The 22,376-nt window shown below is 55.0% G+C and carries 19 protein-coding genes; 6 read left to right on the top strand and 13 right to left on the bottom strand.

Annotated features, from left to right (window positions below; all coding sequences use genetic code 11):
• The first annotated feature begins 214 nt into the window (after positions 1-214).
• Entirely contained in the window at positions 215-1,672 is a 1,458-nt protein-coding gene (gene guaB, locus G7K71_RS01715) for an IMP dehydrogenase (RefSeq protein WP_041283231.1), read from the top strand.
• A 49-nt stretch (positions 1,673-1,721) separates the two neighbouring features.
• Here the strand turns inward: guaB and G7K71_RS01710 are convergent, their stop codons facing one another.
• On the bottom strand, positions 1,722-2,372 hold the full coding sequence (locus tag G7K71_RS01710) for a GNAT family N-acetyltransferase (RefSeq protein WP_166343012.1): 651 nt from the start codon (positions 2,370-2,372) through the stop codon (positions 1,722-1,724).
• 326 nt (positions 2,373-2,698) lie between these two features.
• On the opposite strand from G7K71_RS01710, the gene G7K71_RS01705 reads away from it, so the two are divergent.
• Positions 2,699-4,099, top strand: a complete 1,401-nt coding sequence (locus G7K71_RS01705; RefSeq protein WP_166343010.1) for a phage-shock protein — start codon at positions 2,699-2,701, stop codon at positions 4,097-4,099.
• A gap of 351 nt (positions 4,100-4,450) precedes the next feature.
• On the opposite strand, the gene G7K71_RS01700 is transcribed toward G7K71_RS01705, so the two are convergent.
• Positions 4,451-5,320 (bottom strand): hypothetical protein, encoded by an 870-nt coding sequence (locus tag G7K71_RS01700; RefSeq protein ID WP_166343008.1) that lies wholly within the window; start codon positions 5,318-5,320, stop codon positions 4,451-4,453.
• Positions 5,321-5,959: 639 nt separating this feature from the next.
• On the opposite strand from G7K71_RS01700, the gene G7K71_RS01695 reads away from it, so the two are divergent.
• Together G7K71_RS01695 and G7K71_RS01690 are read left to right on the top strand one after the other, a co-directional pair.
• The gene (locus G7K71_RS01695) at positions 5,960-6,646 is read left to right on the top strand and encodes a response regulator transcription factor (RefSeq protein ID WP_166343006.1); all 687 of its coding nucleotides are present in this window, start codon (positions 5,960-5,962) and stop codon (positions 6,644-6,646) included.
• Positions 6,643-8,250 (top strand): cell wall metabolism sensor histidine kinase WalK, encoded by a 1,608-nt coding sequence (locus tag G7K71_RS01690; protein ID WP_013822300.1) that lies wholly within the window; start codon positions 6,643-6,645, stop codon positions 8,248-8,250. The genes G7K71_RS01695 and G7K71_RS01690 overlap by 4 nt, the downstream gene beginning before the upstream one ends.
• A 149-nt stretch (positions 8,251-8,399) precedes the next feature.
• Here the strand turns inward: G7K71_RS01690 and G7K71_RS01685 are convergent, their stop codons facing one another.
• Positions 8,400-8,801: a YckD family protein gene (locus G7K71_RS01685; protein ID WP_166343004.1), complete on the bottom strand. Its 402-nt coding sequence runs from the start codon at positions 8,799-8,801 to the stop codon at positions 8,400-8,402.
• A 185-nt stretch (positions 8,802-8,986) separates the two neighbouring features.
• On the opposite strand from G7K71_RS01685, the gene G7K71_RS01680 reads away from it, so the two are divergent.
• Together G7K71_RS01680 and G7K71_RS01675 are read left to right on the top strand one after the other, a co-directional pair.
• On the top strand, positions 8,987-10,579 hold the full coding sequence (locus G7K71_RS01680) for an ASKHA domain-containing protein (protein ID WP_395858261.1): 1,593 nt from the start codon (positions 8,987-8,989) through the stop codon (positions 10,577-10,579).
• A 130-nt stretch (positions 10,580-10,709) separates the two neighbouring features.
• Positions 10,710-11,888: an aminotransferase class V-fold PLP-dependent enzyme gene (locus G7K71_RS01675; protein ID WP_166343000.1), complete on the top strand. Its 1,179-nt coding sequence runs from the start codon at positions 10,710-10,712 to the stop codon at positions 11,886-11,888.
• A gap of 70 nt (positions 11,889-11,958) precedes the next feature.
• On the opposite strand, the gene G7K71_RS01670 is transcribed toward G7K71_RS01675, so the two are convergent.
• The 10 genes from G7K71_RS01670 to G7K71_RS01625 all read right to left on the bottom strand — a co-directional run bounded on the left by G7K71_RS01670 (position 11,959) and on the right by G7K71_RS01625 (position 22,189).
• On the bottom strand, positions 11,959-12,357 hold the full coding sequence (locus G7K71_RS01670) for a cobalamin B12-binding domain-containing protein (protein ID WP_013822304.1): 399 nt from the start codon (positions 12,355-12,357) through the stop codon (positions 11,959-11,961).
• Between the two features lie 70 nt (positions 12,358-12,427).
• Positions 12,428-14,089, bottom strand: a complete 1,662-nt coding sequence (locus G7K71_RS01665; protein WP_166342998.1) for a methylmalonyl-CoA mutase — start codon at positions 14,087-14,089, stop codon at positions 12,428-12,430.
• On the bottom strand, positions 14,086-15,030 hold the full coding sequence (gene meaB, locus G7K71_RS01660) for a methylmalonyl Co-A mutase-associated GTPase MeaB (RefSeq protein WP_166342996.1): 945 nt from the start codon (positions 15,028-15,030) through the stop codon (positions 14,086-14,088). The genes G7K71_RS01665 and meaB overlap by 4 nt, the downstream gene beginning before the upstream one ends.
• A 10-nt stretch (positions 15,031-15,040) precedes the next feature.
• Positions 15,041-15,580, bottom strand: a complete 540-nt coding sequence (gene cobO, locus G7K71_RS01655; protein WP_166342994.1) for a cob(I)yrinic acid a,c-diamide adenosyltransferase — start codon at positions 15,578-15,580, stop codon at positions 15,041-15,043.
• 48 nt (positions 15,581-15,628) lie between these two features.
• Positions 15,629-16,774, bottom strand: a complete 1,146-nt coding sequence (locus G7K71_RS01650; RefSeq protein WP_279286263.1) for an acyl-CoA dehydrogenase — start codon at positions 16,772-16,774, stop codon at positions 15,629-15,631.
• Positions 16,775-17,103: 329 nt separating this feature from the next.
• Positions 17,104-18,285, bottom strand: coding sequence for an acetyl-CoA C-acetyltransferase (locus tag G7K71_RS01645; RefSeq protein ID WP_166342992.1), 1,182 nt, complete (start codon positions 18,283-18,285; stop codon positions 17,104-17,106).
• 513 nt (positions 18,286-18,798) lie between these two features.
• Complete coding sequence (locus G7K71_RS01640) at positions 18,799-19,017, bottom strand: hypothetical protein (RefSeq protein WP_013822310.1); 219 nt, start codon at positions 19,015-19,017, stop codon at positions 18,799-18,801.
• Between the two features lie 15 nt (positions 19,018-19,032).
• A complete protein-coding gene (locus tag G7K71_RS01635; protein ID WP_013822311.1) occupies positions 19,033-19,986 on the bottom strand; it encodes an acyl-CoA dehydratase activase in 954 nt (317 codons plus the stop codon).
• Positions 19,987-20,123: 137 nt separating this feature from the next.
• Complete coding sequence (locus G7K71_RS01630) at positions 20,124-21,212, bottom strand: hypothetical protein (protein WP_013822312.1); 1,089 nt, start codon at positions 21,210-21,212, stop codon at positions 20,124-20,126.
• Positions 21,212-22,189 (bottom strand): acyl-CoA dehydratase activase-related protein, encoded by a 978-nt coding sequence (locus tag G7K71_RS01625; protein ID WP_013822313.1) that lies wholly within the window; start codon positions 22,187-22,189, stop codon positions 21,212-21,214. Before G7K71_RS01625 ends, G7K71_RS01630 begins: the two co-directional genes overlap by 1 nt.
• Between the last annotated feature and the right edge of the window lie 187 nt (positions 22,190-22,376).

Raw genomic sequence — 22,376 nt, 5'->3', positions numbered from 1 at the left:
TATTATTTCCGTCCGCATAGATGATCATCCTGTCAGTTTAAGGAGAATTGCAAACTGAGTCCTTTAGAAAAAGGTCCTGGGTTTACAGATTTAATTAGCCCAGGGCCCTGGTATTTTATGTTAAAAAATTTAACTATACTTTCACGCACAGAAGGGGCGGGTTGTGCTATAATAGACGAATATAAAAAGGGCAAGAATTGAGGAGGGATTTATGCTGTACCCAGAAAAATTTGCCAAGTTCGGCCTTACCTTTGACGATGTTTTGCTCGTTCCGGCAAAATCCGAGGTATTGCCTGGGGAGGTGGACACCACCACTTACCTCACCCGGGATATTAAGCTAAATATCCCCCTGATGAGCGCTGCCATGGATACGGTGACCGAATCCCGCATGGCCATTGCCATTGCCCGGGAAGGCGGGATCGGGGTAATCCATAAAAATATGTCCATTGAACGGCAGGCCCTGGAAGTGGACCGGGTCAAGCGCTCGGAACACGGAGTAATTTCCGATCCCATTTTCCTGTCTCCGGAGAGCCCCATCAGTGAAGCCCTGCTGTTAATGGAACGTTATCGCATTTCAGGGGTACCGATCACTGTCAACGGCAAACTGGTAGGTATTCTGACCAACCGGGACCTCCGGTTTGAGCGGGATTTCAGTAAACCGGTAGGGGAAGTAATGACCAAGGATAACCTGGTTACGGCTCCGGTGGGGACAACCCTGGAGCAGGCCAAAGAAATTTTACGGCGGCACAAGGTGGAAAAATTGCCCATTGTCGATGAAGATTTTAATCTGCGGGGGCTAATAACCATCAAGGATATCGAAAAAGCGCGCCAGTATCCTTTATCGGCCAAGGACAAAAAGGGACGGCTTCTGGTGGCGGCGGCGGTGGGCGTCAGCGCCGATACGGAAGAACGGGCAGATGCTCTGGTTCGTGCCGGTGTGGACGCCATTGTGGTGGATACCGCCCACGGCCACAGCAAGGGGGTGCTGGAAACCGTGGCCAGAATCAAGCGCAAATATCCCGAGGTAGCCGTGATTGCCGGTAATGTGGCCACCGCGGAAGGAACGCGGGATTTAATCCGGGCCGGCGCCGATGCGGTCAAGGTGGGCATCGGGCCCGGTTCCATCTGCACTACGCGGGTGGTGGCCGGTGCGGGAGTACCCCAAATTACCGCCATTTATGAATGCGCCCGGGAGGCCATGGCGCACAATACGCCCATTATTGCCGATGGCGGGATTAAATATTCCGGGGATATTACCAAGGCCATCGCCGCCGGGGCAGATGTGGTAATGATTGGCAGCCTGTTTGCCGGAACGGAAGAAAGCCCGGGAGAAATTGAAATTTACCAGGGACGCAGCTATAAGGTCTACCGGGGAATGGGTTCCCTGGGGGCGATGAAGGAAGGCAGCAGCGATCGCTACTTTCAAGAGCACCAGCTTAAACTGGTTCCGGAAGGAGTGGAGGGGCGCGTACCCTACCGCGGGCCCCTGTCGGAGACTGTTTTTCAGCTCATCGGGGGTTTACGGGCCGGCATGGGCTATTGTGGTTGCCGGAACATCCAGGAACTGAAAACCAAAACCCGGTTCATGCGCATCACACCGGCGGGCTTGCGGGAAAGCCATCCCCACGATGTGGTAATCACCAAGGAAGCTCCCAACTACAGCCTGAAGTGAACGAAAAAACCTCTTCCACCACCGGGAGAGGTTTTAAATCTTTTTATCCTTATTTACACTGCTCCCGAAAGAACACCCCTTGACGCATAAAGAGCATTTCCTTAAAAAGTTCTATATCCTTCTGGGGTACTCGCTTTCCGTAGCGCACCATGAGCACGTTGGCTATGTGTTCCAGGATATCGGGATCATCGGTAAGTTCCTTTTGCATTCCTACCGAGCCGAAAAGTTTGGCCAGCATTTTCTGATACTGCCACACGTCAAGGCCCGTGTTCCGCAGATCCCAGTGCCAGCAAAACTCGATGGTAATGACAATATAGTCCTCCATTACCGGGTTAGAAAAGGCCAGCTCCAAAAGCTTCCGGGCCAGTTTATATTCACGCCAGTCCGGGCTGACTTCAATAGCCCCCAGCTCCAACACCCGCGGGTGCTTGCTCCAGCGGCTATGGCGGTCCGGCGGCAGAAAAGTGACATAACCGACGACCTTTGATCCCACGCGCACAATGTAAACCATGCCTTCCGGCAGATCGGCTATTTCCTTCAGAGCGGCTTTTTGTTTTTCCGGCTGGCGAAAATTATTTAATTTTTCATCGAAGGTTAATGTACCCAGGTAACCGCCGCTTACAGGTCCTTCTAAAACAGCTACCCCGTGGGGAGTAATTACCTGGAACACATTTTCTATTTCCGCACAGGCGGTGCTCATGATGTTCACCTCCGATGTTTTTTGCCCGGAAATGACCATCCAACCGTTCACGGTTGTATTTGACCACTCAGCCCTAAAACCAATGGGTGGGGATTATCATGCTCGAAAACGTTCACGGTTGTATTTGACCATTCAACCCCTTAATTCAACCGTTTGCTTGATCCAATTATAACCTACCTGTCGCCTGGCTGACAATAGAAATTTTTCTGTAGAATTGTGCAGGAAAAAAGTGGTAAAAAGTGGCATATCTTTGCAGGGGAAACAATATGCGTCAGGGAATAGATCCATTATTTCTAGAAGTTAGTTAGGAAGGTGGTCTTTTTGCCATGGAAGGAAAACTCTATTCCCTGACCGATGTTTTAAAGAAGACACTGTTTTTCTTTGATTCCTTAACCGTAGCGGAATTAACCCCCTACGTGCATAAGCGGATGATGCGCGATTACACCCTCTCTCAAGTGGAAGAAAAGGTCGTGCTTTGTTTGCGTCAACATCCCTGTTTTTTTGTGGATAACCGTAACGCCTGGCACCTGGATCTGGAAGGGAACCGGGAAAATGATGCTTTTTACGCCCTGCTGCTCAAGCGCCAGAAACCCATGAGTTTAAAGGAGCTCAAGGGTGCCGCCTGGGGTAAAAACAAGAAAAACAAGCGCCTGGTTGCTGAGGAAGCCAGCCTCATTTCCGATGGGCGCTTTATTCAGCTGGACAACGGTTACTGGGGGCTGACCGAATGGGAGGTGGAGGCCGGGCAGTACGCCCTGAAACATCTGGTGATCAAGGCTCTAAAAACCCATCCCCAGGGTTTAAGCCTGCAGCAGATTTATGAGGTGGTCAATGCCTGGCGCCAAACCACAGTAACAGCCATCGAGGGGGTGCTCCGGAAGTTTCCCTATTTCGAGCTGGTGGGGGAAGGGGTATGGACCTACAACCCCGGTGTACAGTTGGCCTACGAGGCCCTGACGAAACGCTACCTGGCCGCTTTGAACCGTCAAAAAGCCCGCTGGCACCGGGACCGGGAGCGCTGGCGCAAAAAGATCAGCACGCTGGAGCAGCAATTGCAAGAGGTAAATGCCGCCTACCGGGAGGCGGCAGCGGCCCTTGCCCAGCGGGCAGAAGAAGTGGCCCATCATGAATACCTGGTGACCCAGATGGCGGAAAAGGATTTGCTCCTTTCCCTGCGGAAGAAGGAAATATTACGCTACCGGGAGCACATCAACAAGCTGGAGGCCAAGGCCAACAGTATCCTGCATCAATGCCGCCTCTGGGTAAAAAGGGCCCGGGACGGCGAACAGGAAATCGCTCAGTTGCGCCAGGTGCTGGCCAAGAACCAGGCCAGCCTGGAAACCATGTTTACCAAGCTGCAGCAATATAAAGAGCGGGACCGGGAAAATAAGAGCAAGCTAGCTGAGCTCAAGGAACAGCATGCCACCAGGGTGGCGGAGCTGCAGACGGAAATTGTCGAACTCAGGCAGAAGCTGGAGCGGGCTCAGGAAATGGCCTTACAGGAGGAAAGACAACTGCGGGAAGAAATCAGCCTTTTAAGCAACGACTTGAAAGAGGCGCTGGAAAAGGGGGAAGAAGCACAACGTTCCCTGCGCTTTACCCAGAAGGAACTGCAGCGCTGCCAGGAGCAATACCGTCGCCTGCAGGGTAGCTTGAAAAATCCTCTGGTCAGGCTGGCTATACGTTTTTGTTCCTGGTTTGGGGGACCCACAGGGCAGCCGATTTAAAGCCGGGGGCCGCACCGGAAGTGGTGGGCCCTAATTTTACGCCTTAGTTTTACGCCTAAATGTTTAACAGCACCCCACTCCTGAAAACCCACAGTCTTGTGCCGTGGATCGAGCGGACGTTTTGAGAAGGCGAGTACTGGTTACATAGTCCTGATGCGGGACCAAAATAAACTGTACGGGCGGTCAACCTCACGCGGGCGAACGGCTCCGCCCGGTAATTTAATGTGCAGTGGTGGATGGAGCTAACCTTCCATAAAGAACAAAAGACCGGGCGTCTTGAAAATGGACGTCCGGCTTCCCAAACACTGCTTCCTTACTGGTTAGTGATCTTCCAGTACAGCTTTGGGTCTATCAAACCTGGCCCATTCTTCGGCGAAAGACATAGAATCCAATCACTGCACCGAAAATGATGATTAACAAAACAGTTAGGGGGAGCTTAAAAATGTTCTTATTATCGGTTTTATTCGAATAACCTGCTAAAGAGTTCGGATTCTCGCGGAATTGTTGTAAAACAGGGCCTACGGTTGATACCACCTTGTTCCGTGAATAAATTTCTCCACTCCTTAAGCCGTATGCTTCCTTCCAGTCTCCATGAATAAACGGTACGAGATACTCTTCACCTTCTTTCACAACTAATAAAAAGGTGGTATGTAAAGGCATAACCGTGAAAAATGCATAATCTTCAATGGCATATACCCCTGCTTTGCCCATTAAATCTGCCAAGCGGGAGCTATCGGAGATGAGAGAGAGCGTTTGTGAAGAAAGGTATCCACCTAATTCGGAAAACTCCCATTTTCCTTGAATCTTTTCAACCCTAAATGAGCCCACAAACTCGCCGCTTTTTTTGTTTATTACTGGAAATTCCCATGAATATGGGCACTGCTTAAGTAGTTTGGTCAAGGGATCGTTCTTCATTAATGCCTGGAACACAGACTCGTTAGGGATAAATACTTTAACTGGCCTACCGAGTGTCAAGTTGGTTGGATCATTAACCTCTGCAAGTTCAGCCCGGTTTAACTCATCCTTATTGCGAACCATGAAACCAAGCGGGTTCTTTTCTTTAATTGCTGCTTCTATTTCAGTTTTTTCAGGTGCATTTTCGAACGATGGTGTATCGAATATCTGCTTGATGGAAGAGAAAGAAGCAAAGGTTGGTACTGTTAAAACCACACAGAAAAGAGTTAGGCTAATCAGCATAATTAGCATAGCTTTACTTTTCACTGGGTTTCACTTCCTTTCTTAGGTTATTAATTCTGGCTTATTGATAAAACAAAGACCCACCCCACCTCCAATTACTGTTGCAAGCTGTACCACTGCTGCAAACCCGCGATTTCTCTTGCCCTGAATTTAACTCATACCATCTTTTTTTGTTACTTGCCAATTCTTACCTTAAAGTAACATATTGTCAAAAAAAATAAACGGGTATTTTTATTGCTTTTTGTCGAATTGCCAGCAGACGCAGGCAGAAAGGGAAATATGCTCGCGCAAGAGGGTTTGAAATATTCAACTGAGGAAGTAGCCCTTTTTCTGGGCGTCATCCTCCGCAATGTCGCCCAGCCGCTCCCGCCGGACGGGCGGTCAACCTCACGCGGGCGAACAACTCCGCTGGTGGTTCAGCCTGCGTTTTCAGATGGGGCCAAACTTCAAACCGCTTTTTACCTGGCATTGTACCGTAGATCGAACGTGGATCAACTGCTAGGGCGATAAAATATGGCCGACAATGCTCTTATGGTATAATTGAAGCACAGAGGGAAAACGAACCCCCTGTCTGAAACATAGAACACTATGCCGTGTTCTACCCAAAATTCGGCATAAGTTAATTACCTGAGCTCAAAAACATTTTTTCCGGGGGAACTATTAATGAAAAAAATCCTGGTAGCCGACGATGAGGTTAAGATCAGAGAATTGGTGCGTATGTATCTGGAAAAAGAAGGCTTCAGGGTGGTGGAGGCCGCCGATGGAGCTGCTGCTTTGGATTATCTTGCCCGGGAGCATTTTGATCTGGTGATTCTTGATCTTATGATGCCCAATACCGATGGCTGGACGGTATGCCGGGAGATCCGCAAGCGAGATAACCCGGTGCCCATCATTATGCTCACCGCCCGGGGGGATGAGATTGACCGGGTGCTGGGGCTGGAACTGGGGGCCGATGATTATGTGGTTAAACCATTTAGCCCCCGGGAACTGGTGGCCCGGGTGAAAGCGGTTCTGCGCCGTTCTGGCGGGGAGAAAAACGGTCCTGAGGTTCTTGTTTATGACGGGTTGACCATCGACCCCTCTTCCCGGAAGGTAGAAGTCAACGGGCAGGTAGTTAACCTTACTCCCAAGGAGTACGACTTGCTTTATGTGATGGCCCTATCCCCGGGCCGTGTATTCACCCGGGAACAGTTGCTGGAAAAGGTCTGGGGTTATGATTTCTTTGGTGAAATGCGGACGGTGGATACCCATATTACCAGGCTCCGGGAAAAGTTGTCCCGTGTTCCGGGAGCACCCCAGTACATTGTCACCGTATGGGGTGTGGGTTATAAATTTGAGGTGAACAAATGAAGCTGCGGGGAATTGTAGGCAAGCTCTGGCTGGCTATGCTGGTTCTGGTGGTAGGGGTTTTGGGGTTATCCGCGCTGATCCAGGCCGGCATCCTGGAAAAAATCTATTACGAACAGCAAGCGAACCGGCTGATGGAACAAGGTGAAAGGCTGGCGAAGCTCCTGGTGGAACAGCAGGACCCCAATCTGGCGGCCCGGCAGGTGGACTTGCTCGCCCGGTTGATGAATGCCAGCGTGATGGTGGTTGACCCCCGGGGGTTGGTGGAGCACTGGCAGGCCATGGGCATGGGTCACATGATGCCCCACATGGGGGGAGCCCCCTGGTCCAGGGGTGGCCGGGGTCAGGGAGCGCCCTGGCGGGGTGGAGCAAGCGATGAGCAATCCTTCCAGCCCCGGTTTGGCCAGGAGGCAATGGATGGTGCGCCCTGCCCCACACCGCCTGTCAGTCGCGGTGAAGGGGGGAGTTTGGCCGCCATGATGCCTTTTAACCGGGAACAGATCCAGCGGGTGCTGGCCGGTGAAAGGGTTGTGCGCCGGGAATATAACCCCTTTTTTAATACCGATGTGGTGGTAGCCGGCATTCCCCTGCAAAAGGGAAAACAGGTCTTTGGAGCGCTGTTTATTCATGCTCCGGTGGCTCCCCTGGCCGCAAACCTTAAGGCCCTGCAGCAATCCAGCCTTTATGCCCTGGCCCTGGGGGCTTTAATGGCTACCTTGCTCGGCCTCCTTCTCTCCCGCACCCTGGCCAGGCCTCTGGTGGAAATGAATCGGATTGCCCGGGCCATGGCCCAGGGAGATTTTACCCGCCAGGTGACGGTGCGTTCCAGAGACGAAATCGGGGCCCTGGCCCAGTCGCTCAACACCCTTTCCCGGGAATTGCAGGAAAAAATATCCGCTTTGCAAAAGATCGACGCAGCACGCAAGGAATTTGTGGCCAACGTTTCCCACGAGCTGCGCACACCCCTGACCATCATGCAGGGTTATACCGAGGCCATCCTGGACGGTCTGGCCCGGGATGAAAGCCAGCGCCGGGAATACCTGCAAAATATACTGGAAGAAATTTTACGCCTGCGCCGCCTGGTGGATGACCTCCTGGACCTGCGCCGCATGGAATCGGGGCGGATCACCCTGCGCAAACAGCCGGTGGATATGAAAGCGCTCGTTAACCAGGTGGTGGAACGGTTTGCCGGCGTGGCCGGGGAGAAGGGTACATTCCTGGGGGTTCATTTGCCGGATGATTTGCCTCCGGTTTGCGGCGACGGCGACCGTCTGGCCCAGGTGCTATATAACTTGATTGATAATGCCCTGAGGGTTACGCCTGCCGGTGGCCGGGTGGAAGTTGCGGCCCGGCAGGCGGCCGGCAAGGTGGAGGTGGCCGTAAAGGACACGGGACCGGGGATTCCGGCTCATGAAATACCTCTCCTTTGGGAACGGTTTTACAAGGGTGACCCCTCCCGCCGGCGGACCGGGGGTGGGAGCGGTCTGGGCCTGGCCATTGCCAAACAGATCATCGACCTGCATGGCGGGGAGATTAAAGTGGACAGCGAACCGGGACAAGGAGCTACCTTTACCATTACCCTGGAAGCCGCCATGATGGATGCATGAAAAACTGCTGGTTGAATAAGACGTTTCGCAAAACCCACAAAAATGTATAAGTGGCGCGGTTAGTACACTCGCCCGGCCGGATATTTTGCGAAATGATCAAAAAAGAGGGCTGGTACCTTTTGTGTACAAGCCCTCTTTTTACTCGAGCTTTAACTGCCGGTGGAGGGCGCGGGGTTGGGGTTACTGTTCCAGTAACCGCCCATCATTCCCCAGCCGGGGCCCATCCGCCAGCCGCCCCTCCCGCCCATGTAGCCGAAACCGGGGCAGACACCCGGGCCGTACCCGGCAAAGCGGTCGGGATTTTCGGCAAAGAATTTCTGCCTGGCGTCCAGGTTGGCCTTAATTTGCTGGCCCTGTTCCGGGGTTAGCCGGCCATACTCCACGTACTTGTCTACCATTTGCTTTCTCAGGTTGATTATTTGCTGGTGCAGGGCGCTCAACTCCTTGGCCTGCTCCGGAGTGAGGGCGGCGGATACGGTGGCGGCCAGGGCCGGGACGGCCATGACCAGGACCAGGATGATGGCCAGAATGATTACCAGTTTCTTTTTCATGGAATTCACCTCCTTGAGCTGGAATTCTTATCTGGATTTATTATACCCTTCAATTATCACAAAGTAGTTGGGAAACTGTTACGATTTTGTTACAAAGAACGAATCTAATGATCAACATCAAGAAAAGAAATCATTCTTCCCAGGAGAGTTATGTTATAATTCTGGCATCAGAGTGGTTAAACGAGGTGTATAACGTGGCGGACCAAGTGGTGATTTTAACTGGAGGTGTGTCCAGGGAGGAGATTGCTTTAGATCCTCTGACCAGGAAAATTTACCTGGAGCTTACGGAACCAAGTTTGGAAGATAACCGGGCCGATGTGGACAGGCTGGCGGCGGCTTTAGTGAAATTAGTGGGGCCGGTAGTTGTGCCCCTGGCGGCAATGCGCCGCATTCCCACTGTTTTGCGGGATGCGGACTGGCGGGTAACGGTCACAGTGGGGGCGGGGGCTCCCGGGGTATGGAACCTGGTGGATGTGGAACCCGGCGATACCGTCAAACGCCATTACGGCCTGGCCGTAGATATCGGCACGACCACCGTGGTGGTTTACCTGGTGAACATGCACGACGGGCGAATTATGGGCACGGCAGCGGATTACAACGGGCAGGTTGGCCTGGGTGAGGACATCCTCACCCGCATATACCTGGCGGGTACGCCCGGGGGCCTGGAGCAACTGCAACGGGCTATTCTCGATACTCTGAACGGTTTGATCAGGCGGTTGACTGGCGAGCATGGACTGGCCGGCCGTGAGATCAGCGCCGTTGCCGTAGGTGCCAATAGCACCATGGTCCACCTGTTTCTGGGGCTGGACCCCTCCCGCATTTGCATGGCCCCGTACATTCCGGTGGTAAACAACCCGGGCCTTATACCCGCCGGGCAGCTGGGATTGGAGATCAACCCCCTGGCGCCCGTCTACTGCCTCCCCTCCGTGGGCAGTTACGTGGGCGGTGATGTGATTGCCGGCGTACTGGCCAGTGGTTTGCACCAGCAGCCGGAGCTCTCTTTGTTTGTAGACATTGGCACCAATGGTGAGATTATTATGGGCAACCGGGACTGGCTGGTGGGCTGCGCGGGAGCGGCCGGGCCGGCTTTGGAGGGTGGTGTGGCGGAATGCGGCATGCGTGCCGAGCCGGGGGCCATAGACAGCATATCTATCGATCCCGGAAGTGGCAAGGTCCGCTACACAACCATCGGCGGTGCGCCCCCCGTAGGCATTTGCGGCTCCGGGCTGGTGGACTGCCTGGCGGAACTTTTGCTGGCGGGTATCGTCGACCGGGCGGGGCGTTTCAGGGACGGGCGCAGGGAGTTCGTGGTGGTGCCCGCGTCGGAATCGGCTACCGGCAAGGACATTGTGGTTACCCAGGTGGACATCAACAATCTCATGCGCACCAAGGGGGCGGTTAATGCCGCCCTGGAGTTGTTGCTGGAAAGTGTGGGCTGCGAACTTTCCGGGATCAGCCGCTTCTATGCCGCCGGCGCCTTCGGCCAGTACCTGCACCTGGAGTCGGCCATCACCATCGGCCTTTACCCTGATTTGCCCCGGGATAAAATGGTACGCCTGGGCAACGCTTCGGGAGAAGGGGCGCGGCTGGTGCTGCTCTCCAACCGGAAGCGCGCGGAGGCTGAGTCCATTGCCCGCAACATCACTTACTTCGAGCTCAACGCCAACCAGGTCTTTATGAACAAATTCGTCGGGAGCAAATTTCTACCCCACACCAACCTGGACTATTACCCCACTGTAAAGGCAAAGTTAATTGAGCGGGGGCTGGTGGAAGGTTAGATGTGAAATCCGCCGGTAATTCCCTGCCCCCTATTTGCCCCAGGGTTATTGCATACACTGGTCAGTAAAACGGCTATATTAAAAAAAAAGCAAGGCCATTTCACCAGGGGGGAAAAGGGGGGGGAATAAATTGATTTACTTCGACAACGCGGCTACCTCCTGGCCCAAGCCGCCGGAAGTGCTGGCAGCCATGGAGCATTGCCTGCGGGAAGTGGGAGCCAACCCGGGGCGGGCGGGGCACAAGCTGGCCCTGGCAGCCAACCGCCTGGTGGACGAAACGAGGAAGGAACTGGCCGCCCTGTTCAACATCCGGGATCCCGACCGCATCGTGTTCGGCTTGAATGCCACCGAAGCCCTGAACCTGGCCATCAAGGGGTTGCTCAGGCCCGGGCAGCATGTGGTTACCAGCTCCATGGAACACAATTCGGTTACCCGCCCCCTCCATGTCCTGCAGGGGCGGGGGGTGGAGGTAACCAAGGTGCCCTGCGACCATACCGGGGCCATTCGGGTGGAAGATGTGGCCGCCGCCATTCGGCCTGATACCGCAGCCATTGTTATGACCCATGCCTCCAATGTGACCGGAACCATCATGCCCGTGGCCGAGATCGGCCGCCTGGCCCGGAAAAAGGGGTTGCACTTCATTGTGGATGCCGCTCAGACGGCGGGGGTGCTGGATATTGACGTAGAGGCGATGTACATTGACCTGCTGGCCTTTCCCGGCCATAAGAGCCTGTTCGGCCCGCCGGGGACGGGGGGATTGTATGTGGCCGGGGGATTGGAACTGACGCCGTTAAAAGAAGGGGGTACCGGCAGCCATTCGGATGTGCCGGGCCAGCCGGAGGTGCTGCCCGAGCGCTACGAGAGCGGCACCCTGAACACGGTGGGCCTGGCCGGTTTGGGGGCGGGGGTTAAATTTATCCGGCGGGAGGGCATAGAGAAAATCCGGCGGCACGAGCAGGAATTGACCGGGCAGTTCCTGGAAGGGCTCATGAAAATTGAGGGTATACGGGTATACGGGCCCCGGGATGCAGCGCGCCAGGCGCCGGTAGTTTCCTTTGCCGTGAAAAACCGGCCGGCGGGGGATATTGGCACCATTCTGGACCAAAAGTATAACATTGCCTGCCGGGCCGGGCTGCACTGCGCCCCCGACGCCCACCGCACACTGGGTACTTTTGAACAAAAACTGGTCCGTTTCAGCTTTTCGTATTTTAACCGGCCCGACGAGGTGGATTATGCCCTCAGGTGTCTTTTGGAGATTGCGGAAAAAGACATACCAGCGCCCGAAGGCAGCAGTGGCTGCGGGTGCTAGTGGACATCGAAAAGGGGGAACCGTAAAATGTATGGTTCCCCCGGTTTAACTGAAGAACATTTATAATAAATTAAACCTTTACATTGGACTGGATCCACTCGGCGATGGCTTCCAGGGGGGTGCCGGGAGTAAACAACTCCTTGACCCAGCCGCCCTCCTTAAGGGCCCTTATATCGTCCTCGGGGATGGTACCTCCTCCAATGACAATGATGTCATCGGCACCGTTTTCCCTGAGCAGCTGTGTCACCCTGGGAATAAGGGTCATATGGGCCCCGGAAAGAATGCTTAAACCAACCACGTCCACATCTTCCTGGATGGCGGCCTCCACGATTTGTTCCGGTGTCTGGTGCAAACCGGTATAGATTACCTCCATACCGGCATCCCGCAGCGCCCGGGCGATAACACGGGCACCGCGGTCGTGGCCGTCAAGGCCTGGTTTGGCAACCAGCACTCTGATCTTTCTGGCCATTTACTTTGCCCTCCTTCACCAGTCAAGTATTCAGTATGGGTTGAGAGGAAAATTGCCTTGTTGCCTCCTGCTAGAACGTTGGTTTCTCTTTATACTCCCCAAACACTTCCCGCATGACCTGGATTATTTCCCCCTCGGTGGCATAGGCCCGCACGCAGTCCAGGATGTAGGGGATGACGTTTTCCGTCCCCTCACAGGCCCGGCGCAGAGCCTCCAGGGTTTCCCTGACCCGGATGTTATCCCGCTCCCGGCGCAGCTTTTGCAACCGGGCCACCTGTTCCTGTTCAATTTTGGGATCGATTTTTAAGATTTCGATCTCCAGCTTTTCATCGGGATTGACAAATTCATTTACACCTACCAGGATCCGCTGCTTGCTGTCCAGGGCCCGCTGGTAACGGTAGGCGGCGTCGGCAATTTCCTGCTGGAAGAAGTTCTGCTCGATGCAGGCCAGGACACCGCCACGCTTTTCAATCTCTTCAAAATATTTTTCCGCTTCTTCTTCCATCTTGTTGGTCAGGGCTTCCACGTAATAGGAACCGGCCAGGGGATCAATTACATTGGCCACCCCGGTCTCATAGGCCAGAATTTGCTGGGTGCGCAGGGCAATCTGTACCGCCTTTTCCGTGGGCAGGGCCAGTACCTCGTCCATGGAATTGGTATGCAGGGACTGGGTGCCTCCCAGCACGGCGGCCAGGGCCTCGTAGGCGGTGCGTACAATGTTGTTTTCCGGCTGCTGGGCGGTCAGGCTGCAACCGGCCGTCTGGGTGTGGAAACGCAACAACCAGGAGCGGGGGTCTTTGGCGCCGTATTTTTCCTTCATCCGCCGTGCCCAGATGCGCCGGGCGGCCCGGTACTTGGCGATCTCCTCAAAGAAATCGATATGGGCATTAAAGAAGAAGGACAAGCGGGGGGCAAAGTCGTCCACATTCAGCCCCGCCTTGATGCCGGCTTCCACGTAGGCAAAACCGTTGGCCAGGGTAAAGGCCAGTTCCTGCACCGCTGTGGAGCCGGCTTCCCGGATGTGATAGCCGCTGATGCTGATGGTATTCCATTTGGGGACGTGACGGCTGGCGTAGGCAAATATGTCGGTGATCAGGCGCATGGAGGGTTCCGGCGGGAAAATCCAGGACTTTTGGGCGATGTATTCTTTTAAGATATCATTCTGGATGGTGCCGGTAAGCTTTTCCGGTCGCACGCCCTGTTTTTCCCCGGTGGCAATATACATGCACCAGATGACGGCAGCCGGGGCATTGATGGTCATGGAGGTGCTCACCTTATCCAGGGGGATGCCGTCAAAAAGGATTTCCATATCCTGCAGGGAGTCAATGGCCACGCCCACCCGGCCCACTTCACCCAGGGACCGGGGATGGTCGCTGTCGTAACCCATGATGGTGGGCATGTCAAAGGCTACACTTAACCCTGTCTGCCCCTTTTCCAGCAAATACTTGTAGCGTTTGTTGGATTCTTTGGCCGTGGCAAAACCGGCAAACTGGCGCATGGTCCACAGCCGGCCCCGGTACATATTCCTGTAAACCCCCCTGGTAAAGGGGTATTCACCGGGGAACCCCAGATCCCGCTCATAGTCAAGATCCTCGATGTCCAGAGGAGTGTAGAGGTCTTTAACCTCCATGCCGGAAACGGTTTCAAACCGGAAGTCCCGGTCCTTCATCTGACAGCGGTTTTCCCGCCATTTTTCCAGGCCCTCCTTGATCCCTTTCGGTTGATCGTTCATTGCGTTAATCCTCCTTTCCATGATTGTCTAATTATATCCATGGCTGCCGAGTATGGATCCAGCTGGCGCGCGGCCACTTTTTCCACCAGGTGTTCGTAATGCCTGTCCAGATCCCGGGAAATCAGGTGCGCAAGCTGGCGCTGAATTATTTCCGCCAGCTCCCGGCGCACCCTTTCCCTGTTTGTTTCGCCCTTGTTACCCTTACGCCAGGCCCTGTGTTTTTTGATGGTAGCCCACAGTTCCGGGATGCCCCGGTGGTCTATGGCAATGGTGGTCACCACCGGAGGACGCCACCCGTTCACCAGCGGACTTAAGTCCAGCATGGCTTCAATATCGGTGACCATTTTAGGGGTCCCCTCAAGGTCGGCTTTGTTGATCACGAAAATATCGGCAATTTCCATGATCCCGGCCTTGATGGTCTGGATGTGATCTCCCGCCTGGGGGGTGAGAACGACCAGGGTAGTATCCGCGTGGTGCATTATGTCCAGTTCCGACTGGCCAACCCCCACCGTTTCCACCAGGATAACGTCGCATCCAAAGGCGTCCAGCACCCTGATCGCATCCCGCGTGGCCTCGGCCAGCCCTCCCAGGCTGCCCCGGGTGCCCATGCTGCGGATAAACACTCCCCGGTCAGTGGCATGTTCCTGCATCCTGATGCGGTCTCCGAGAAGGGCTCCACCTGAGAAGGGGCTGGTGGGATCCACCGCAATCACGCCCACCTTCAGGTCCTCACCGCGGATTTCCCTGGTTAGTTCGTCGACCAGGGAACTTTTGCCTGCCCCCGGGGACCCGGTGATACCCACCACATGGGCGCGGCCGGTATGGGGATATATTTGCTTTAAAACATCCCTTTTTTCCGGTGCATCATTTTCAATCAAGGTGATTAGCCTGGCCGCGCTGCGCCGGTCGCCCTGCAGCATTTTTTCTACCAGGTTGTTCATGGGATCCCCCCTAGTATTCAATGCCTTTCCGGGCCTCAATGCCGTCATAATAGGGATGGTTGATCAGGTGCATTTCGGTTACCACGTCGGCCGCCTTGATGATTTTGGGATGGGCATACCGGCCGGTGAGGATCAACTCCACGTGGGTCGGCTTATTTCGAATCAGGTCTAAAACCGCATCCAGAGGGATCAGGTCAAAATCAACAGCCACATTGATCTCATCCAGGATAACCAGGTCATAATTACCTTCCATGATCACCTTGCGGGCCATATCCAGACCCTGCCGGGCCAGGGCGATATCTTCCGGGGAAGGATTTTCCTTATCTACAAAAGTTTCCAGGCCCGACTGTACTATGGTCAGCTCGGGCAAATACTTTTCAGTCGCCTTAATCTCGCCGTATTCCTTGCTCCCCTTCATGAATTGAAGCATGAACACCCGGTAGCCGTGACCGATGGCCCGGAGGGCCAGCCCCAGGGCGGCGGTGGTCTTGCCCTTGCCGTTGCCGGTGTACACGTGCACGAATCCTTTCTCCAGTCGCCGGTGGTTCATGGCATATCTCCTTTCTAAAATAAATTTTTCGCTGGTGGAGTTTCGTTGCTATTTCAGGAGGTTTTTGGCAATGACCAGCCGCTGGATCTGGTTGGTGCCCTCATAGATCTGGGTGATCTTGGCATCGCGCATGTACCGCTCCACGGGGTACTCCTTGCAGTAGCCGTAACCGCCCAGGATCTGTACCGCATTGGTGGTGACGAACATGGCCGTGTCCGTGGCATACATCTTGGCCATGGAGGCTTCCTTGGAGTGGGGCAGCCCTTTGTCTTTCAGCCGGGCGGCCCGGTAAACCAGCAGCCGGGCGGCATCGATCCGGGTGGCCATGTCGGCCAGCATGAACTGGATGGCCTGGAATTCCGCTATTGTACGGCCAAACTGCACCCGCTGCCTGGAATACTCCAGGGCCACGTCAAAGGCCGCCTGGGCAATGCCCAGACCCTGGGCGCCGATACCGATGCGGCCGCCGTCCAGAAGGGCCATGGCCACCTTGAAGCCTTCGCCTTCCTGGCCCAGCACGTTCTCCCGGGGCACCCTGGCATTGTCAAAGATCAGCTCCGTGGTCCGGGAACCGTTGAGACCCATCTTTTCCTCCACTTTGCCAATGGTAAAGCCCGGGGTATCCTTCTCGATTAAAAGACAGGTGATTCCCTTGTGCCCCCTGCCCGGGCCGGTGCGTACGAAGGTGACGTAGAGGTCCGCTTCTCCGCCGCTGGTGATGAAGATCTTGCTGCCGTTGATAATATAGTGGTCGCCTTCCAGCCGGGCGCTGGTGGACAGGTTGGAGGGGTCCGAACCGGCGTTGGATTCGGTAAGGGCAAAGGCACCCAGCCACTCGCCGGTAGCCAGTTTGGTCAGATATTTTTTCTTTTGTTCTTCCGTGCCGTGATAGAGGAGGGAAAAGCACCCTAAAGAGGTGTGCACCGCCAGGATTACGCCGGTGGAGGCGCAGGCCCGGGAGATTTCTTCTATGGCCATGATATATGAGAGAAAGTCGCACCCGGCACCGCCGTATTCTTCGGGTATGGGTATGCCCATCAGGCCCAGCTCGGCCAGCTTCTTTATGTTCTCCCGGGGGAAGCGGTGTTCTTTGTCAATTTCCGCCGCCCGGGGGGCAAACTCGTTCTGGGCCAGTTTGCGCACGGTATCGCGGATCATCAGTTGTTCTTCGGTAAGGTCGAAGTCCAGGGTCATTTTAATTCAGCTCCTTTACTTACTAGATACTGTCGCATAACTATCGGGACGGCGGTCGTCCCCCGTCGCTCCGTGCTACGGGCCGGACGAAACATCGGCTTGCCTCGGAGCGAACCTGGCAGCGCTGCATATGCGCCGGAAGTCTACTTTCCTCATGAATAGTTTCAGTCTAAGTAGCCCAATCATTATATCGATACTGCTACCAGCGCGATTCGCGCTGCCGGTTCGCTAACCTCGGCAGCGCCGTGTTTCGTATCCGGCCCTCCGCAATGTCGCTCCTTAAGGGACGACCGCCGCCCATCCAGTTTCTGGTTTTGCGACAGTATCTACTATTCATCTACCCGCACCAGCAGGGCATCGCCCTGGGCGGCGCCGCTGCAGATGGCCGCAATGCCCAGACCGCCGCCCCGCCGGCGTAGTTCATAGATGAGCGTCATCAGGATGCGGGCGCCGCTGGCGCCAATGGGATGGCCGAAGGCCACCGCGCCGCCGTTCACATTTATTTTGTCTTTCGGTAAATTGGCAATCTTTGCACTGACCAGGACCACGGCGGCAAAGGCTTCGTTCACTTCAAAAAGGTCAATGGCGTCCACCGGGAGTCCCTTTTTGGCCAGCAGTTTGTTGATGGACAAACCCGGTACGGTGGCAATGTATTTGGCATCCTGGGAAACCGAGGCATGCCCCAGGATGGTGGCCAGGGGTTTTATGCCCAGCTCGTGTGCTTTCTCCCGGGACATCAGCACCAGAGCCCCCGCCCCGTCGTTGACCCCCGGGGCATTGCCCGCCGTAACCGTGTTGTTGGGGTCGAAAACCGGCGGCAGGCGGCGCAGGGCCTCCAGGCTGGTATCCCGCCGGGGCGCTTCGTCCGTGTCCACCACTTTCGGGTCGCCCTTTTTCTGGGGTACGGCCACGGGCACAATTTCTTCCTTCAGCCGCCCGCCGTCCATGGCCGCGATGGCCAGCCGGTGGCTGCGCAGGGCCCATTCGTCCTGTTCTTCCCGGGAGATGCCGTATTCCCTGGCCACTTCGCCGCCGTGGATGGCCATGTGCCGGTTGTAAAAGGCGCACCACAGGCCGTCGTGGACCATCAGGTCGGCAAACCTGGTGTCACCCATGCGCAGGCCCCAGCGGGCGTGCACAAAGTAGGGCGCGTTGCTCATGCTTTCCATGCCGCCGGCAACAATGATGTCGGCGTCGCCGGCCCGGATGATCTGGTCGCCCAGGGTTACCGCCCGCAGGCCGGAGGCACAGACCTTGTTTATGGTTTCCGAGGGCACCTCCCAGGGCAACCCCGCCAGCCGGGTGGCCTGGCGGGAGGGAATCTGGCCGCAGCCGCCCTGCAGCACCTGCCCCATGATCACGTTTTCCACCTGGTCCCCGTTGATGCCCGCCCGCTGGATGGCTTCTTTAATCACCATACCCCCCAGCTGGACGGCAGTGAGAGGGGCCAGAACACCGCCCAGCTTTCCAAAGGGCGTCCTGGCTGCACTGACGATTACCGTTTCCCGCAAGATTTGTCCCCCCTCCATTTGTGCCTGTGCAACTTGACGTACCATTTATATATGTTTTGTCAATTTCACCACACAAGTCGCCAGACATCAGGTAAAGCAAAATTTATACCAAAATAAGAAAGGAATTGGGGAAGAGAGCCGCGGGGATAGTTGTCACAAAGTTGCGCCAAAACTGACTATTCCCCCGATTTGCCGTGTATGCGGCGCGACAGCAGGCTTTTGCGAAAAAAGGTACCGTCAAGGGATAGTGGATTACCTCTAAAAGATGTAAATAGTCTACGTTAGTATACAAAACGGTGGACGGCACTTTACAAGTAAATGTTCAGTGAACCTGGTTGGACCCGGTGCTGTCCTCGCTCACTCCAATGTATTCATAACGGTTTTGCTGAACATTTACCTTTACAACAGGCAGTACCGCTGTGAAAAAAGACAAAAAATACCGTACGGCCCGGGAATTACCCCAAAAGTCATACCCGGGCCCCTGGCAGCCTAATTCTTGATAACGGCAGGAAATCAGCTTTTCCGGTTGTTGTTTTCGGAGGGCAGGTGGCGGCCCCACATCAGGTACAGGGCCAGCCCGACGCCAAAGAAAGCGGTGGAAAACAGCCCCCAGGCAATGACTTCTCCCAGCGGTTTGCCCCGTCGACGGGCATCCCAGGCCACCCATAGACCATTGCCCACCATCAATCCCAGCAATAACCAGGTTACAACTAGAGCTACTTCTGGCGACAAGGGTCTTTCTCCTCTCTAGATTACATCCCAGCGCGGACAGCGGGCACCCCAGCGACCGATAACCTTATCCTCTTCATAAATCTCGGCAATCTCGCAGGCATTGGGACAACCGTCACACTCGAAACTCCTCGTATGATATGGGAGTTCCGTAATACCAAAACCTTTAAACCCGGTCTGGCCGGTTCCGGCTACCTTCTCGGCGGCCAGCTGGGCAGCGCCAATGGCACCCATGATCTTATGATGTTCCGGTACCAGCACGGGCATGCCCAGGGCCCGTTCAAAGGCGGCCTTAATACCGATGTTGGCGGCCACTCCACCCTGGAACACCACAGGGGGCAGAATTTCCTTACCCTTGCCCACGTTGTTCAGGTAGTTGCGCACCAGGGCTTCACACAAACCGTTAATGATATCCGGCAGGGCGTGGCCCATTTGTTGTTTATGGATCATATCCGACTCGGCAAATACCGTACAGCGGCCGGCAATGCGCACCGGGTTGGTTGATTGCAAAGCCAGTTCGCCAAATTGCTCGATGGGGATATTCAGCCGGGCAGCCTGTTGATCCAAAAAGGAACCGGTACCGGCGGCGCAGACCGTGTTCATGGCAAAGTCCACCACCACGCCATCGCGCAGGATAATAATTTTAGAATCCTGTCCACCTATTTCCAGAACCGTCTGTACATCGGGTACCAGCATACAGGCGGCCACGGCATGGGCGGTGATTTCGTTCTTGATCACGTCTGCCCCCACCATGACGCCGGCCAGATAGCGCCCGCTTCCGGTGGTGCCGACACCTGCTATTTCCACGTCCGGTTTGAGGCTCTCCCTGGCTGCCTTTAAGCCGCTCTGGATGGCTTCAATGGGGCGGCCCCGGGTACGCAAGTAAAGGCCGGTGAGGACTTCTCCGGCCTCGCTCAAAATCACAATGTTGGTGCTTACCGAACCCACATCTATACCCAGGTAAGCTTTCATATCCTTCCCTTCCTGCTGCCTAATAGACTGTAAGATGATGCTTTTCAAGACTGCTTATTAAATAAGCTTGAAAGTTAATGTATTTTACTGACAATGTATTTTACTGACTATAAACGTTACTTTTCCCGGCGGCCATTTTATGCCGGGCGGCGGGCGGCTTTTTTGCGCCGCATTAAATCCACAAAGGCCTCCAGCCGGGTGGTCATGCCTGCCTTGCCCGTTTGTTCATCCAGGAAGAAAGTCAGCACCGGGATATTGTGTTCTTCGCTTACCCGGGGCAAAATGGTGCGGGCTACAATTTCCGGGATACAGGTGAAGGGGGCGAGCTGAATGACCCCGTCAAAACCCCGTTTGGCATAAAGCACCGTGTTGCCAATGGAGTCCCGGCCGTGCCCCCCCAGCAACTCGGGCAGATAAGGCATGGCGGCCTCTTTCACCGTTAAGCCCTCGGTGGTTTCCGCCCAGGTGTTGTCCCTGGTCCAGCCGGTTAAAAATAAAGATCTTTCCACCTCTACCCCCAGGTTCCCCAGGGTTTCTTCAATTTCCAGGTTGCTGGCCGGTTCCAGGAGGACATATACTTCACCTACAATACCCACCCTTAAGACATCCCGGTTTGGATCCTGGGGCACCTTTTGCAGTTCTTCAAGGGCACTTCGTTCAGCTTCCTCAATTTCCACAAGGCTGTAGGCCCTGTCGATCCATTCCAGCACCCGGCGGTAAGTACGGGTGGTGGCACCCCGGATGGTTTCCTTGGGGCGTACTTTATGGGTTAGTTTTTCTACATTGTCCAGCGCCTGGAGTTTGCGCCAGGCTCGCCGGACACACTCGTAAATGGCCCGGTAAGACATGCGCCGGGGATTCAGTCGCTGAATGTTATGCAAAAAGTCCAGGGGATAAAGCCGTGGCGGTTCAAAAACAACAATATCAACGGGGTAGCCCAGGGAGTGCAGGATTTTTTTGTGTAGCTGCGCGTAATGACCGGCACGGCAGGGTCCCACCCCGCCACTGGTAACGATAAGCTCCACCCCTTTCGGGCAGGTTTCCAGGTAGGTGCCCAGGAGTATTTTCACCGGGAAACAGGCAAATTCCGGGGCGTAGCGTACCCCGAGGTCCAGGGTGTGCTTGCTGGGGCGGGGAGGGAGGATGACCTCATTACCCAGATCTTCCATGAGCATTTTAAAGCTGCGATAGGATTCCGCCACATGGGGGAAAGTAACTCTGGGCACTAAAGACACACCTCTTTTTTGCGGCATACCATGTCCACAAAGGCTTCCAGCCGGGTGGCAATACCGGCTTCACCGCTGTGTTCATCGATAGACAGGCTCATAAAAGGGACGGTTTGCTGCTCGTGGGCAGCCATCTCCAGGAACTTGCCCACCAGTGAATCGGGTCCGCAGCCAAAGGCCGTCAGGTGTATCATCCCGTCGATTCTTGTGTGCCGGAGAAAATAATGGGCCGCCCGTAGAACCAGGTCCCCCAGGGTCCAAAACAGGCGTTTTTCCAGGTGGTCGTTTTGCCTGTACAGCGCCCGGGGCGGCAGGTTTTCCATAGTGATCACTTCTACCCCCATTTTTTTTAACCGGCCCAGCAAGCCCACACTGATGTACTGATCGTGAACGAGATAAGGATAGCCCAGTACGGCAAAAACCAGCCGGCCTTTTTGTTTTCGGGGCAAGATGGCCGTATTTAAAATTTGCATGGCCTCCAGAGGTTGCCAGCCTTCCTGTAGCAGGGAGAAAAACCGGCGTTCCACGGCCATGGCCTTGCGGTAGGCAAGAGCGATGGCTCCCCGGGCGGCACCAAGAACCAGCCCCGCTTGCCGGTAGGCTTTTGATAGGGCGTTCCATCCTTCCCGTACGTCTATGCGTACGTCAATAAGCGGGGGGATTTTTTTAAAAGAATGCCGGATCATATCGGGTAGCCCCAGAAACTTAGGGCAGTAGGTTGTTTCCCTGTTTAAACAGACCACCCGCGGGATAAATAAATAATCAACCCGGCCGATCAGGACCTGCACATGACCGAAGTATAGTTTAATGGGCACACAGGCATCGGCCAGGGCTTCCTTCACTCCCAGATCAAGCATTTCCCTGGTAGTGTTTCCGGAAGGGATTACTTGAGCCCCAAGTTCGTTGAAGAAGGTTTTCCAGGTCGGGTAATAAAGAAAGTACAGTAATGAACAGGGAATGCCAACCCGGGCAGCCAAATCATACTCTCTCCTTCATCCGGTAAAAAATGACACTTTTCATTATGGTATGTTTAATATTTCTCTTTGAGCACGGGAAATCCTTTCTTGAATTGGTAAGAAAAAAAGCCCTGTGGGTCCGGGCCGTGGTAGTCACTTTTCGATAGTAAATTTGTCGCCAATTACTCTCCAGCTGTCGGGGTCTTCC

The organism is Desulfofundulus sp. TPOSR, assembly GCF_011393055.1.
Classification (GTDB): Bacteria; Bacillota; Desulfotomaculia; order Desulfotomaculales; family Desulfovirgulaceae; genus Desulfofundulus; species Desulfofundulus kuznetsovii.
Note: the sequence above shows the minus strand (reverse complement) of the source record. Positions and strands in the feature narration are given on the sequence as shown.